Annotated in this window: 11 protein-coding genes; 7 read left to right on the top strand and 4 right to left on the bottom strand. The window is 52.5% G+C overall.

The features are described from left to right. Positions 1–6 precede the first annotated feature (6 nt). Genes ACQE3D_RS18595 through mobH form a run of 3 tightly spaced genes read right to left on the bottom strand, consistent with a single transcriptional unit; the run spans position 7 to position 4,744 of the window. Entirely contained in the window at positions 7–639 is a 633-nt protein-coding gene (locus ACQE3D_RS18595; protein WP_313729546.1) for a DUF4400 domain-containing protein, read from the bottom strand. After that, positions 636–2,468, bottom strand: coding sequence for a conjugative transfer system coupling protein TraD (traD, locus tag ACQE3D_RS18590; protein ID WP_313729547.1), 1,833 nt, complete (start codon positions 2,466–2,468; stop codon positions 636–638). The genes ACQE3D_RS18595 and traD overlap by 4 nt, the downstream gene beginning before the upstream one ends. Continuing rightward, positions 2,465–4,744: a MobH family relaxase gene (gene mobH / locus ACQE3D_RS18585; RefSeq protein ID WP_427551771.1), complete on the bottom strand. Its 2,280-nt coding sequence runs from the start codon at positions 4,742–4,744 to the stop codon at positions 2,465–2,467. The genes traD and mobH overlap by 4 nt, the downstream gene beginning before the upstream one ends. 254 nt (positions 4,745–4,998) lie before the next feature. On the opposite strand from mobH, the gene ACQE3D_RS18580 reads away from it, so the two are divergent. From ACQE3D_RS18580 to ACQE3D_RS18565, 4 genes are all read left to right on the top strand, one after another. After that, a complete protein-coding gene (locus ACQE3D_RS18580) occupies positions 4,999–5,463 on the top strand; it encodes a hypothetical protein (protein ID WP_313729548.1) in 465 nt (154 codons plus the stop codon). A 10-nt stretch (positions 5,464–5,473) separates the two neighbouring features. Then, positions 5,474–6,343: a plasmid replication initiator TrfA gene (gene trfA, locus ACQE3D_RS18575; RefSeq protein ID WP_313729549.1), complete on the top strand. Its 870-nt coding sequence runs from the start codon at positions 5,474–5,476 to the stop codon at positions 6,341–6,343. A 605-nt stretch (positions 6,344–6,948) separates the two neighbouring features. After that, positions 6,949–7,488, top strand: a complete 540-nt coding sequence (locus ACQE3D_RS18570) for a hypothetical protein (RefSeq protein WP_313729550.1) — start codon at positions 6,949–6,951, stop codon at positions 7,486–7,488. 111 nt (positions 7,489–7,599) lie between these two features. Continuing rightward, the gene (locus ACQE3D_RS18565) at positions 7,600–8,550 is read left to right on the top strand and encodes a restriction endonuclease (protein WP_313729551.1); all 951 of its coding nucleotides are present in this window, start codon (positions 7,600–7,602) and stop codon (positions 8,548–8,550) included. A gap of 350 nt (positions 8,551–8,900) precedes the next feature. On the opposite strand, the gene mobI is transcribed toward ACQE3D_RS18565, so the two are convergent. Further along, positions 8,901–9,380 (bottom strand): conjugative transfer protein MobI(A/C), encoded by a 480-nt coding sequence (gene mobI / locus ACQE3D_RS18560; RefSeq protein ID WP_255187032.1) that lies wholly within the window; start codon positions 9,378–9,380, stop codon positions 8,901–8,903. A gap of 487 nt (positions 9,381–9,867) precedes the next feature. On the opposite strand from mobI, the gene ACQE3D_RS18555 reads away from it, so the two are divergent. The 3 genes from ACQE3D_RS18555 to ACQE3D_RS18545 all read left to right on the top strand — a co-directional run bounded on the left by ACQE3D_RS18555 (position 9,868) and on the right by ACQE3D_RS18545 (position 15,585). Beyond that, on the top strand, positions 9,868–10,878 hold the full coding sequence (locus ACQE3D_RS18555) for a conjugal transfer protein TraF (protein WP_313729552.1): 1,011 nt from the start codon (positions 9,868–9,870) through the stop codon (positions 10,876–10,878). Further along, the gene (locus ACQE3D_RS18550) at positions 10,875–12,326 is read left to right on the top strand and encodes a conjugal transfer protein TraH (RefSeq protein ID WP_313729553.1); all 1,452 of its coding nucleotides are present in this window, start codon (positions 10,875–10,877) and stop codon (positions 12,324–12,326) included. The genes ACQE3D_RS18555 and ACQE3D_RS18550 overlap by 4 nt, the downstream gene beginning before the upstream one ends. A 61-nt stretch (positions 12,327–12,387) precedes the next feature. Beyond that, on the top strand, positions 12,388–15,585 hold the full coding sequence (locus ACQE3D_RS18545; RefSeq protein WP_313729554.1) for a conjugal transfer protein TraG N-terminal domain-containing protein: 3,198 nt from the start codon (positions 12,388–12,390) through the stop codon (positions 15,583–15,585). The last annotated feature ends 8 nt before the right edge of the window (positions 15,586–15,593 follow it).

Here is a 15,593-nt window from a genome sequence, read left to right as displayed (position 1 = left end):
GCACACCTAGACCCGCTTTTGTGTATTGGCCAACAGCACGTTGACGGCGTAGGCGACGACAAAGACACCCATTGGCACGGCTTGCGGCGAAATCGGAAACGGCATGGTCAAACTGACCAGCAGCAGATACAGCGCTCCTAAAATCAGGTAAAGACTGTAGCGATGCGCCATGGGACTGGGGTAATCGAAATTGGTCTGGCTGATCTTGCGCCGCACCAGTCCGTCGATGACAAACGGCAGCAAAGCAGCCGCCAGGTGAGGCAACCAGATACACGCCGTGGTCAGACGTTTGATCATTTGAAAGATCGTATCCCACAGCACGTTGAGCCGGCTTTCGATGAAGGGAAATAAATCGTTACGTCCCACATCCTCGAAGCCTTTGGACATCTGCCGTTCGCGCTCAGTCGGGATGAAGTAGCGGAACACGCTGTCGCGGATGCCGGTGCTGACGAACAAGCGATCAAACCAGCGTTGCGCGGTGTGGCTGATCTGTGATTCTTTAGCGGCGCCAAAATAGCCGATCATCATTTGATCTTCGGCGCGCTGCAATTCGCGCGTCCAGCGATCAGACACAAAACTGGCCACCAGGATCACTTCCAGTAGCCAAAGCATCAGGCTGAACAACAGATTGCGGGTCATGAGCTCGCACCTTGGCGGTCATGTGCCGACCGCAGTATCGGCAACCGACCTTTGACAATCCGGCCGCCGGATAACTTGGCGATGTAATGCAAGTCAGGCAGTTGTCCGAGTAACTGTGGCGCAAACAAATCGCCTTCTTCTTCCATCAAGCGTTCGCCGACATTGCCGGAAAACACCGTGGGATTGGTCGCACTGGTGGCCACGCCCTGGGTGCGCATGATGTATTTCAAACGGGTTTTGGGCAGATTGTCGGTGATGTACTGCTGGGTTTCGCTGTCCATGATCCTGAGTGCGATCAGGTTGTTGACGTTGCCCAGCACTTGCCGGGCTTTGTCCTGAGAACCGGTTCGGGCAGCGAAATCGGCAAAGGTCTGGGTGGCGATGAACAGGCGAATCTTGGCTCCACGGCCTTTGTTCAACACCTGTATGAATGGATCGTTGATGACTTCGGCGGCTTCGTCGACGAACACATTCACTGGTCGGTCTGAGACGCCGTAGTTGTAACGGTCGCCGGCGACGGCGGCCAAATCCGCCAACAGAATCGAGCCAATCGCGCTGCCCACCATGCCGTCCGATAACGAGTCTAGGCCAATATAAGCGACCTGGGCTTTTTCGATGATGTGGCCAGTATTGGTGATGGGACGCAGATCATCCACGTCGTACGGATTCGGTGACAGCAAGGGGCCCAAGGAACCGGAGGTCAGCATGTTCATGATCGGAATCAAGGAGGCTACCATCTTGCTGAAGTGCGCCCGGTCATGTTCGAACAAAGACAACAAGCCTTCCAAATCCAGATTAGGCAATTGGTACTGCACGACTTCCCGGTAAAACCGCACCAGACCTACCGCTTTGGAATCAGTCTCCTTGGCATTTTTCAGGTAAGGTCGCGCCTCTTGTCGCCAATGGCCCAGATTGTTGTCGAAATAGCGTTCCAAGGCTTGAATCACCAGCGTCGAAGGACCGCCTTCCAGGTAACGGCGAAGCTTCACCAACGTTGGCCGCTCCTCGATGACCATCAAGCCTTGAATCACGTTATCCAGTGATTTTTGACCGAACGCCTTGAACGGATCGTTACTGCTTTCGCTGGGCGAAATGGCGCTGATACGGCTGGCAATCTCCGAAGGCCGGTTGAAATTGTGCAAGGGATCGAGTCGGACGCTGTCTTCCGGAAATGCCGGATGGAAATACACGAATCGATCTGGACGCTTGGCCAAGGCGCAGGCACGTTTGGCGCAGGCCATCAAATCTTTGTCGCCTTTAGGATCAATGATGATCACCGCTTCGCCGCGCAACACAGCTTGCGTCACCAATACATCAAAGGCACGGGTTTTACCGGCACCGGTGGTGCCGACCAGCAGCGTATGGCCGGCGGTATGCTGTAAAGGCTGGCGAATGTCATTTTCGGACACTTCCAGGCCGTGTATCCAAGCCGAACCCATGCGTTGATGATCGCTGGGAATCAAGGTCGAGACATCGCGTTTTAAAATCTCGTAGGCCAATTGCGCATGCTTTTGTACCCAATCAAATCCCCAACCGAACCACAAGGCCTCGGGGTTGCGATTCACCAGGGTCACAAGCTTTTCGGCATCCAGGTATTGGAATCGAAACTGACGCAACCGGCGTTTGCGGTACCACAGACTCAACGCCGGCGACAGCCGCCAGCACGCCATCACTCCGCATGCCGTCATCAACCAGTCGAACGGCTCATGCGGCAAGCCTGACCAGCGACTGGTAAAATGCGCCAATCCAGCACCGCCCAACCAACCCGAGATGGCATACACCTCAAAGATGGGTCGCCAAGGAAATTGGTAGTCGTAATCGGATTTCATGGGCATAACCGAACCTGAATGCCTTCCGCGGCACTGACCGAACGGCAATCAGGATGGTTGGCGATATCGAGCATCAGTCGAGTGCGTTTGATTGTCGGATGTTGCGTCAGAAATTGCTCCAGCGCGGCATTGGACACTGTGTGCCAGTGACCGTCTGTCGATGATTCATCGGGCGGAATGTTTTGTTGCCGCACATGCGTGATCAGCAAATCGATCGTTCCGGCTTTTGCCGGTGGGGTTGTTACGGGATCACTTGCCTTATCAGGCTCGGAATTGGCCAAACTGTCTGACACGTTGCCGCCGATTGATTTTTGCATGCCGGTTGCGTTTGATTTGGGCTGGACAGGCTTAGGCTTCAGATGCGTCTCGTCCTGAGGCTGAGCAGACTTAACTTGATCTCTGGTCTTATCGGTATTGTTGCTTGGGGCTTGTTTGGATGATGCTGTCAGCGTGGCTTTGCCTTGGGATTTCAGTAATGCCTTCAAAGCCAAACTCGGTTCCAATGCCAGCAGGACGCCGCGGACCGATTGGATGGTTTGTACCTTTCGCATCGGCGACAGAACGTCGGTCACCAGCCAACCTCTGTCCTCCAGGGTTTTGATGAACTGGGGCGGATCGACGGCGAGTTTTTCAGCCGTCGCTGGAAACGGGAGCAAGTATTTGTCTTGGACTTCCAATATATCGTTGCCTAACTGCCATTGGCCTTGATTGAGCATAGCGGCGATGTCCAATAGCCATTGGCCGGCATCGCCATGGTTTTCCAACCAGCACTTGACGCTGTCGACCGGATTGGAGACGCTTTTCGAATCCCTCGTGGAGAAATCAGGTTTTGCGGCTGATGCAGTTTTTTCTGCGTTGGTCGGTTCGGCGCGAGTTGCGTTGTTAGGTTGTTCGGCCTGACACAACGAAGGGAGGCCATCGGTTGATGTGGATTCAGACAGACCTTGATCGGGATCTGAGGGCAAGGAATTCAAAATGCCTGGTGCCGATTCAATGGCCGGTAGCTCGAGTTCAGCGCTCGTGTCATGAGCAGGTTCTATCTGCGGTTCTTTGGGCTCAACTGGCTTCGGCTTATCAGCGCGTTGGGGTTGCTTCATAACCGCGACGCTCTTGGGTTTTGCCGGTTTGCTGAGTTTCGGTGCCGGATTGGTAACTGGCTCGGCTTTTACGATGGTCGCATCGGATTCGTTGATTTCGCGCGCTTCAACCACGAGCGGCAGCTCACCACTGAAGATCAGTTCCGCGGATTTCAGGCGCAACAGATACAGCGGATTGTCCAAGCCTTCAGGCTGCATTTGCCAATAGCGGTATTGCCGACCATCTGGCCAGGATTTGGGAATGGCCAAGCCGCGTTCGATCAGAATGTCCGCCAAGGTGTCTTCGTCGCGAGGAATGCCGGGCACTTTGTCCTTGGCAAGCAATGTGACGATGTCTTGCGCACCGGCCCGCCACACGATATGCAGGCCATCCTCAAAACGCCATAGCCGAGCACCTTTTTCGTTGACGGCCCACTGTCCGGACTTGACCAAGCGGCGCATAGCGTCGAACAGGTACTTTTCCACCGGCATGCCCAAGGCCGAATCGATGTTTTGGTAGTGCGCTTTTAAATCCCGTTCTACGCTTTTGCAGTCGGCGGTGATCACCAGTGCGTAGACTTTGGAGCCGCGGTCCAAACCGTTAATGGTTTCCAGCATGGCCTGCATGATGTCGGGGCCGGACTCCAGAATGAATGTGCGGGCTTCGCGTGTCAGGACGCGCTCGATCACCAAGGCCGAAAACTGTTCATGGCGTTTATGGCGGTTGTCTCGCCAGCGCAGAAAGTACCGGTCGATCTCATGTCGCACAGCCCAGTCAGTGATATTTTCATCGCAAGGGTTCCAGGTATGTTGCCCCTGTGCGTCGACCACGGCGATATCGGCGACCGGTTTGCCGATGTCATGCAACAGCCCGGCAAAACAGACCGCCAGACGCCAGCGTAATTCTTGGGCTTTTCGTTCCTTGGGTGATGCTGACGTGGCAAACAAACTGCCTTGGGAAGCCAAAGTGGCCCAATGTGCAACTTCCAATCCGTGTCGAAATAACCCACCGGCGCCGCGATGGTGATGCGATTCCGAAGCCGGCAACAAGTGGCTGTAGGCGGCATAGCGACGGATGACCGGCGCGACTATGGTTTGATAAAGATTATCCGGCATGGCCAGCGCCTGTTCGATGGCGGAAATCAACTCCGTTTGACCTGACAGTATGCGTTCCACAGGCGCAGCTGGCAGACCCTTCATAAACGGCGGATAACGCGGCACATCCTCATCAATCGTTGTCGCAACCTGATCGACAGGCGCGGACTCGACGCCAAACAGACGTTGGCGGATGCGGGTAATGAGAGTCGAAGGCGTATTTTCCATAACGCCGCATCTTGCCGGGAATTTTTCAATCGTCGCTTGCAGCTGACGACGAATTCGACGTCAGCTGCAAGCAGGCCTCGCAAAAGAGTGTTTAGTGTAACGAGCTCCTAAAAATTAGCCCTGGAGCTCCCATGAAATCCAAATCGCTCGCAATCCACTGTCTTGTGTCCGCAATATGTGGCACGGCCTGTACTTCGCTAAATCGGCCCGATGCTGCCATAAGTGAGACCGTCATCGAATCGATTGTGCCGGTTCAACCCGAACAACCCTGGCGCCTGGATAATGCTTGGCAGACAGGTGGATTGGGCGGTTCGGTATTACGGTCTTCATCGATTGAACACGTCGTCAGGCAAGCCGATCAGCCGCTTGGCGGTTACGTGGCAAGTGACGACGCAGCGGGGCATGTCCTTAATGTCAGCACCTCCCACATATCAGATAGCCCGAATGACGATACATTGGCCATCGAACGCGCCTGGCGAAAATATTGCCATCACCAGCTCGATATGACGCCGGTGGAGCAGGCGTTAGTCAGAACAATGACTAACCCGCAAAACGTTCTGAGTCATGGCTGCAATCCCGGCAGCTTGAAGAAGTGAGGCGGCCGTCATGGATAGAAATAGCACAAACCATTCGCTGGACAATCTCACCGAACGTTTTCAGTCTCTGACGGAACGGAAAAAAGCCAAATTGCGGGTTGTCGAACCCTTGACGTCTTTGCCCAACTGGCCATCGGCAATTCGCGGTACGCCGAATGCCTGTTTGCGGAGCGCATTGTTCGCCGGCATCCAGGGAAAGGAACGTATTGCCTACAAAAAACGCACTTTGCTGGCTGCGGTCGATGGTATAGAGGTGCGCTACCTCGGCATACAGCTCAATCAATCCGATCTCGATGTCTGGATGCAGATAGTGCACTTGTCCCGGCAACAATTACCGGGATTTAGTGTGACCTTCAGCGCCCATGCCCTATTGACGGCATTGGGGCGCGGTAGCGGTAAAAGCCAGCATGAATGGTTAAAAGAATCGATGGCCCGCTTAGGCGGCGCCTTTGTCGAAATCACCTTTCACGGCAGGGATGCCTTCGGTGAAAAAGGTTTCTTGCGTTATTACCGTGATGAACGGACGCAGCGCTATGTGGTGGAGTTGACTGAGTCGATGCTGCGCCTGTTCGAAGAGGGCTACACCTACATCGAATTCGAACAGCGGCAGAAATTACGAAAGCAACCCTTGGCATTATGGTTACACGGTTTCCTGTCGTCCCATGCCGCTCCGTTTCCGATGAAAATTGCCACCATTCACCGACTGAGCGGCAGCGGCTCGAAAACCCTGCGCGATTTCAAATATCGGTTGGGTAAAGCGTTAGAGGCCTTGGTGAACATCGGCACTCTGGCTAGCTTTGAATTCGCCGATGATATCGTGAGGATCAAACGCCAGCCGACGCCCAGCCAACAGCGTTTTCTCGGCGACCAGCAGAACTAAAAAAGCACGGCATTAGACCGACGCTATTTTGGGTTGGCAGAAGCCTCTCAATACGGCATTAGGCCGACGCGGATACGGCATTAGACCGACGGAGGCACGGCATTCGGCCGACAAGGTAACGGCATTAGACCGACGGGCACGGCATTAGACCGACAAAAAGCACGGCATTAGGCCGACGTTTGACACGGCATTAGACCGACGCTTCGGGCAATTTGTGAAATCGCCGCAGGCCTTGCTATTCGTGGTCTGCAGCGATTCTTTCAAGCTGAAAATCGAGGGTGCTAATCTATATATAATCTTTATTTAATCTATATATAGGGACTGGTGATGGCCAGGATTTCGATTTTGAAACGAATGCTAGTGAGGTGATTGTCACTAGGCTTATTCGGAACGCGCTTGGTCGTCTTGTGGCGACCAGTTGCTGTCTATCGCCTAATCTGATTGAATGGCAACAGTTAGATCATTACCGGCCATCATTTATAATTACCGAATGATATACAGAAAAGAAAATTCCACGCTAACCAGTCAATTATCGTACAAATAAGTTTTAGCTGGAAAAAATAGGGAAACTACATAATTGCTAGTTATGTTTAAGTGAGCTGCTGATGGATCATTTCGAGGGCATCATTTCCACACTACTTGAAGCCGAAGGCTATTGGGTTCGTAGGTCATTCAAAGTCAACGTAACAAAGGAAGAAAAACGTCAGATTGGAAAGCACTCAATTCCCAGGCCGGAGATTGACATCCTTGCGCTTAATTTTTCCAAGAACGAATTGCTCGTCCTTGAGGCGAAGTCCTTTCTTGATTCATCTGGCGTGAATCTCGAACAATTACAGGAAATACATGAAGTCCCGGAGGGGAGATACAAACTTTTCACTTCCGATCGCTATCGCAAGGTCGTCTTTACACGTTTGATTACAGATCTCATTGCCTGCGACATGGCGAATTCCGATACGAAGATCATCCTTGGCCTTGCCGCTGGCAAGGTCTACCAAGGTCGAAGTGAGCCAATTAGAAAGTTCATGTCGGGTAAAAACTGGTTTTTTTGGTCGCCTGAGGACATCAAACAAAAAGTTGTGGCTCTCGCGGAGCGCGGTTATGAGAACGACCCTGCCATCATCACAGCCAAGATTCTGATGCGATGAAACATATCCGGCGCTTAACCTCGTTCCCTTCGGTCGCTGGATGCTGCGTGATAAGGCCGGCCGCCTAGCACCGATTGGCTCAAAATTCTGTTCAATAAAAGTTAATTCCAAATGTCGATATTAAATTTCAAAGAAATACCTGAAGCTCACAAAGCGACAGGTGAACAAGACAAGTTTGAACTGTTTGCTAGGGATTTTTTTGCACACCTTGGGTACAAGATTATTCGAGAGCCAGGCCGGGGTGCAGACGGTGGGGCAGATATTTTGGTAGAAGAGGAAAGAAAAGGTATTTCAGGAAACACCTCAGTAAGATGGCTTGTTAGCTGCAAACATAAGGCTCATTCTGGTGCATCCGTGTCAAAATCAGACGAAAATGAGATTCGAGATTCCGTGGAATCTAACGGTTGTCAGGGATTTATTGGGTTCTATTCAACAATTCCATCTTCAGGTTTAATCATGAAAGTTCAAGGCATTGGTACGATTGAGCACCAATTCTTTGATTCATCAAAGATAGAGCAAATGCTCTTGGCTTCGCCAAAAGGCCTTGAAATTGCTGAACGGTATTTCCCGAAGTCGTTCTCTTCTTGGGCAAAAGAAAATCCGAATCCAGCACAGATTTTTGCTGATCATTCAAGACTATTTTGCAAGAACTGCGGTGAAGATATCACGGAAGGGCGGCGGGGTATTGTTGTTGAATGGAGCAAGTTCAAAGAGCGAGAGGACGGAATCCATTACCGGCATGTGAAAGAAATTTATTGGTGCTGCAGGGGGGAGCACGGTTGTGACCATATTCTCGCAGATCAGAGGCGAGGTGATGGGTATAACGACGGGTGGGAAGATATATTCGATCTTAGAATCCCAACGATGTATATACGCTGGGTGATGGCTTCATTGAATCAGATCTACGGCGAATATGAATACACACCAGAGGCATTCGAAGCTTCAAAAGCACTTCTAATAACTCTCTTTCCATACGTTGCAAGAAATCTCACGCAGAAAGAGGTTCGGCGTGTAATGGATCTGGGCATGATTCCCTCGTACCTTGGTGGCCTCGGATATTAAGAACATTACAACGCCGCCAACAAGGACACCAACTGAACGCTACGCTCTGAATTTGTTGACTATTACGGCAGGCGTTGAAAGACAGCTAACCGTCGTGCAACAGCCATTCATTTCAAAACTTAAATGTCGCAAAGTGGCCGATACTGTGAGTTCGTCTTGCTCGATAGCTGACGTTTACTTCGGGTGCAAACCGAAGGTGCAAATCTGTTTAGGGTTGTCCGAAGCCTGCCCACCATGGTTTGTGGTCCCAAGGTTATCATCAAATGATGAGCAGGCATCCGATAACCCTTAACAATTGGGGACTATGATGCTCTCTGGTTTATCGGTGAAAAGATTGTCATTTAGTCATCTCAACCGATGAATTTGTTATTGGCATCAATCACCTTGCAATATCGCTGCACCGCATCCCGAATTTTTCCCAACCGATCGAGCTGTTGCCGGATATGAGCAAACTCGGTTTCCAGTTCTTCGACTAATTCCGTCTCCCAGGCGGGTTCGTTCTTCAGCAGGTTACCGAGCGGATAACGATAGCCACGGCCTTTCTTAACGTACTGCGCAATGGGCTTGGTTTGACCGTTTTGTCGCAACGTGGCCATGCGGTACCACTCAATGCTGAAAGCGCGTTGACTTTCCCGGCAGCGGATGCGGACGCCAATTCGGCCTGATTCGCTTTTGCTGTGTTTCTGACGCTGGCTTTTCATTTGGCGCCAATAATCGTCGACCAACACTTTGGCTTGGGCCTGGAGATGATCGCACCGGGTTTCGATCCAATGCAGCAGGTCTTGTTCGGTGAGAGTGGACTGTGCGTTGACAGGATGTTCGCTGGACATGAATTTTCCTAATACTTAACTGTAGGGATAGACATGGACAATGCCTAACGGAATTTTCTGTTCATTGCGAGCCTTGGAAAGTGGCTTAGTGCATAGGTTTTGCACCTTAAATGCCTACCGTAGTAGGCATATCACTGTCATTTTCTGGATGGTTCATTTAGGCATTGCATTGGCAAAACGGTGAGATTCATGCCTACCCAGGAAATAACTTCGGCTTTGCGGCCGATTACCGTTGCCACGTTTCCCTACTAGCGTAGGCAAATCGAAAGTCAATTTCCTATTGGGATTTACGGCCCATCGCCCATTCGCAATAAAGCCGGCATTTTAGGCAACCGAGATGGGGTAACGATTGCAGTTGACGCCGAATTTGCGATCGTCTGCCGTTACGGTCGCGATCTGCGATCGCATTTCGAACTATCTTGCAGCTGATGGCGTTTTCGTCGTCAGCTGCAAAAGTCGCTGGGAAAATCTGACGGACAATGGCGCGATGAACCGAAACGCCATTTCTTTACCGATCATCATGAGTTTGTGTCTCAAAGCCTCGCTGGCGACGGGTAACGACAGCGCGCCCGAGGTTTCCTATTTCGCCGACAAACAGCGCGGCTGGTTTTGGTACGAGGTGTTGCCGGAGCCGGTTAAAAAAACCCAACCCGAAAGTCAAGCCGAGCAGGAAAAACTAAAACCCGACATCAAACCGACCAGTGACGTTCAGGCTGAAATTGAACCCAAAACACAAAACAAGCCCTCTGCAGAACCCCAACCCCTGTCCTCGGCCTGGCTGAAGCAAAACCTCGAACATTACCTGAACCAGGCCATCGACGATCCTAGTCCCGAGAATGTCGCCGCGTTTTACTATCTGCAGCGGGTGATGATGGACAAAGCCGAGCGTTTTACCAACGCCGCCCGTTACGTGGTGATGTCCGATCCGCAACTCGACGAAACGGTGCGCCGGCCAGTGGCTACCTATGCGGCCAATGAAGCCAATCATCAGGCCAGCGTGGTGGCCGAACGCGCCCTGAAAGCGATTGCCGCCCAAGCCGGTATTTTGTTTTTCTTCCGCTCCGATTGCCCTTATTGCCATGTCCAGGCACCGATTCTGGCCATGTTGGAACACGCCTACGGTTTCAAAATCTATCCCGTGTCGCTGGATGGTTTACCGATGCCGAATGGCTTTTTCAGTCAGTTCAAACGCGATCAAGGGCAGGCCGCGATGTTGGGGGTTGAACAAACCCCGGCGCTGTTCTTGATGAAACCACCCAAGCAGATTGTGCCATTGGCGCAAGGCGCCTTGTCGCTGGAAGAAATCACCAGTCGGATTCTGCTGGCCGCCAAGGAAGCGGGATGGATCGATGCCACGCAATACCAAACCACCCAGGGCATTCGCAATACGCCGATGTTGTTACCGGCCGCCGGCAGCATCAGCCCCGCGGTCACTCAAGATCCACTATCACTGATCCAGGCATTGCAACGCAGTGCACAAATGGGGAGCACGCCATGAAGTCGATTTCCTTGTCTCTGCGCTATCGCCAGGTGCTGGTATTGATTCTGTTGGTCGAGTTTGCCGTTCCAGCCTATGCCGATCTGCAACAGGAAATGGACAGCATGTTCGGCACCATGACCAACTACACGGCACCGACCGCGCATTTGGGACAGCGCCGTGGCGTGATTACTGGCGGCAGCTTGGTGGCGCGCAATGGCATCACCAACACCAATCTGGTGTCGTTCGTGCCGCCGTCATTCAGTGCAGGATGTGGCGGTATCGATTTGTTCGCCGGCAGTTTCAGTTTCATTAACTTCAACCAGTTCGTGCAATTGATGCGCAACGTGGCCGGCAATGCGGCGGGCTATGCCTTCCAGTTAGCCGTCGGTGCCATGTGCCCCTGGTGTGCGTCAGTGATGACCGACCTGCAAAAGAAAATCCAGGAAATGAACCAGATGTTCAGCAACTCCTGCCGTTTGGCGCAAGGTCTGGTCAACGACACGGTCAAAGCCTTCGATCTGCAGAGCAAAACCAATCTGTCCAATGCCTCGTTTACCCAAGGCATTTCGGATGTGTTTTCCAGTTGGACCAATACCAGTACCCTGGGTGATCCGGTTCAGCAGATCAAGCAGAACGACCCGACGGATATGACTAAGATCATTCAAGGTAATCTGGTCTGGCGGGCCTTGGTCAATCAAAACGCCGGCGGCTGGTTTCGCTTCGGTGGCAACAGTTTGCTCGAAGCGGCGATGAGCATTTCCGGTACAGTGATTGTCGATGCCCCGCAAGCCGCGCCCGACGGCAAAGGCGAAAACAATGCCATCAGCGCCCCACCGCCGGTGTTGCGGATCAAGGATTTGATGTACGGCAACGACGCCGGCAACAGTTATCAAACCGTGCGCATTTACACCTGCAGTGATGGTCATGATGCCGATCAATGCCTCAAACCCATTGTCCAAAACGTCAATCTGGTCGGCTTGAAGCAGCGGGTGATGGAGATCCTGTTGGGTTCGGCGAATTCCGGCAACGGCTTGATTTACAAATTCTCAACCAACAGCGGCCAGATCACCGACAGCGAAAAAGCCTTCATGCAAACCGTGCCGGATGCCATCGGCGGCATGATCCATAACTTGGCACGGGAAGATGCTGGCATTGCCAAACTGTGGGCTGAAGAAGCGGCGCCGGTGATTGCTCTGGAACTGGCACAGCTGATCGTCAACGATTTACTCAATGCCGTACAAACCGCGGCGCACATGAACGACCACGCCTACGCCAAATTGCTGATGGATGCCTTGAAGGATGCAAGGGAGCAAATCCAGGACGAATACGTCACCATCGCCGGTCGTTATGGTAATCCTCAAACCCTGATGGCGTTTTACCAGCAATTGATGACCACCGTGAAGCCCAAACACTACGGCACCGTGGCGCAGTTACCGGCTACCGGGACGGCTTGGCCAAGTCCTTAAACGCTCAATCTCCGTCCCCCATGTTGGTTTTCTCCCTCGTTGTTTAAAAGGCAGGTTGCCCATGTTTGAAATCTTTTCCGTGGGCGATTCCGCCTATTTGCAAGCCGTCCTCAATGCCATCGCGATGATTTCCGGTACCGGCGATTACCGCACTGCCGCAGCCGTGGGTGGTATGATCGGCGTCATCATTGTCATGCTGCGTGCCTTGTTGCAATGGGATGGTCGCGGCATTCGTTATCAGGATTTATTGTTGGCCTACGTGTTGTGGTTGATGCTGTATGCGCCGGCGGTGCGGGTGTCGATCGAGGATGCCTATACCGGCAGCGTGGTGGTGGTCGACAATGTGCCGTTGGGTCCGGCCGTGGTGGGTAGCGTGATGTCGAACATGGGTTATCGCACGACACGGCTGTTCGAACAAGGCTTTGGTACCCCGTCGATGACCGGCAATGGCTTTGCCGACAGTTTGCAGACTTTGACGGCGGTACGGAAGAATTTATTGTCGCGGGTGAATTTAGGGGTGGCCAACGTGCCGAATGTCGGCAGCGACATGGAAACCTCGTTTGCCAATTACGTGCGGGAATGCACGTTGACCGGTGTCGATCTAAACCAGAAATCGGTAGATGCCATTTTGCGCGATGCCGATCCCCTGAATGCCATTCGCTTCGATTCCGACATCTACATGACCCAAATCTATGTCGGGGGCCAACCGCAAACCAAAACCTGTACCGATGCCTGGGCGGATTTGAGCGTAGTGGCCAATGGCAATTTTGCGACGGCGCTGGAAGGCTTGTTGCAACCGAGCTTGGGCGTACCGGCGGCAGGCGATACGGTGCCGAAAATCCAAGACGCCTTCGATGCGCTGGCCGGTCCCGGTGTGGTCGATGCCGCCGATTACATGCTGATGTCAGCCATCCTGCCCATGTTCGAGAAAGGCGTGATCGGCCGGCATGAAGACGGCTTGCATTGGAACAAAGCGGCGATGGTCGAACAAGCCATTGAGCAACGCAATACCCAATGGGCGGCCGAGCAAACGTTGTTTGCCAAGATCGTCCGGCCGATGATGGCGTTTATCGAAGGCTTGAGTTATGCCATCGCACCGATCATGGCCTTTGTGGTGATGCTGGGCAATGTCGGTATCCGGATGAATATCGGCTACTTCTCGATGTTGCTTTGGATCCAGTTGTGGATGCCGATTTTGGCAGTGATTAATTTGTTCATCCAGATGTCGGCCGCAGGCAAAATGGCGGCGCTGACCACGGCCACCTACAATCTACCGTCGATGATGGGCATTTACCAGCTGGATATGGAGTTGCAGCAATGGTTGTCGATCGGCGGCATGCTGGCCGCTTCGACGCCGGCCATTACCTTGATGCTGATTTATCGCGGAGCAGTGACCGCCACCCATTTCCTGGGACGGATGGATGGCGGCGATTATGTAAACGAAAAAATAGCCACGCCGGATGTGATCAGCCCGGCGCCGGTCTTGAATGCCCAAGCGCAGCACCAATACAGTCCGTTGTCGGCGGTCACGCAAACAGGTGTCGACAAGGTGCTGCCCACATTTACCGCCGGCAAGGACATGAGCGCTGCCGTTTCATCTGCCTTTTCCGCGTCCGAACAGGCAACCAGTAGCTTCATGCACAGCGTGTCGTCCACGGCATCGAAGTCGGCCAGCATCAGTAGCGATGCGTTTGACAGTCGGTCGCTGGGCAATCAGATTGCCAGCAGTTCCAGTTATACCGATGCCTATAATCGTCAGTTCGGCGAGGCCTTTGCCAAGAAACATGCTGATACCGGGATTTCAGCCGATCAGTTCTCGGCGTTGGTGGCCGGCAGTGCCAATGCCGGGGCTAAACTCGGTAGCGACCAACTCAGTGGTGCGATCTCCGGTCGCTTGCAGAACGACTTCAAAGTCAGTCAGGACAAATCCGATGCCATTGCCGCAGACATCAGTCAAACCGTCAATGACAGTCAGGGCTATCAAGCCGGGTTGGCGAAAAGTCTGGCGATGGATGCGCAAACCGGCACCCGAAATGTGGCGTCCATGGGGCTACAAAATCAATCGTTGTCCTCGTTGCAACACAGCGCAACCGACGCGGTATCCGCCAGCGAATCCTATCAACAAACCCTATCGGCCCAACAACGCTTCGGAACACAAGCCAGTTTCGGTGCGGCAGAAACGGGATACAAAATCGCGCATGATTCTAGCTTGATGGAACATCTAGATCGCACGCTGGATCAATACGGCTTGCGAGGTGATACACAGCGATTGGCCTCGCAATGGAAAGCCGCCGGTTGGATTAGCGATGCCGATCAAGCCTATGCCGCGGCCGGTATGTCATTATTGACCGGGTTTTCGTCTCCCAGTTACCGCACGCTGGATGATAAACAATCGCACCAGTCTCAAATCTCGGGTTACCAACTGCTGGGCGATGCGTTTAATGCACCACAGACCGATCAAACCTGGAATGCTAGTCGGAATGAATCACTGAAAGCCAATGCACCGGAAACTGGCAAGGTTCAGACGACCGTCGAACAAGCACAGCTAAAAGACCCAAGTGCAGAAACTGAATCTCTGGGTCAACGTGCCCAGGCCCAGATTCATTCAGCGACGGGGAAAGTTGCCAGCGGCGAAGCCCGTGTTGAAGCACAACATGATCGTAACCTGGCTGAGCGTGAACTAAATTCAAGAGAAGGCTTTGGGCAATTGGCGAATGTCAAAGCGGAGCATTTTAGGCAATCAATTGCGGCAGCGGCGAACGACACGCCTTCGGTAGCGGAGGCAACATACGATTACCTGGGAGGGAGTATTTATAATACCGCCAAGAATATCGAAGCCGTGGGTTCTTCTGGTGCTGAAAGCATTAAAGAATTTACTTCAAATACTACAGAAGCTTACTCGAACGGAGCAAGCTTTTGGGATTCCGTAAAATACGGAGCCTCTAAATCTTACTCCGGTTTTATTCAAACTACCCAGGCTTGGGCAGACCAAAGAATTAATGAAATCGGTGACAAATTAACGCCAAGTCAAAAATCATATTACCGAGCAGCAATGTTTGAAGCGTTCGCTGGAATATCAGTTGGTGGAGGATATAGCGGAAATTTGGCCGCAGCAAAACAACAATTGATCAAAGAGGAAGGAGACATTGATGGCAACAATATTTCAAAGTTATTGATGAGTGCAGCCGGCCAAAATCGCATGGATCTCATAGATCAGATCAGTAGCTTTAATCGAGCTAGAGGACTAATTAATTATTAAGAACCATG

It is taken from the genome of Methylomonas sp. MS20 (assembly GCF_050275925.1).
Classification (GTDB): Bacteria; Pseudomonadota; Gammaproteobacteria; order Methylococcales; family Methylomonadaceae; genus Methylomonas; species Methylomonas koyamae_A.
Note: the sequence above shows the minus strand (reverse complement) of the source record. Positions and strands in the feature narration are given on the sequence as shown.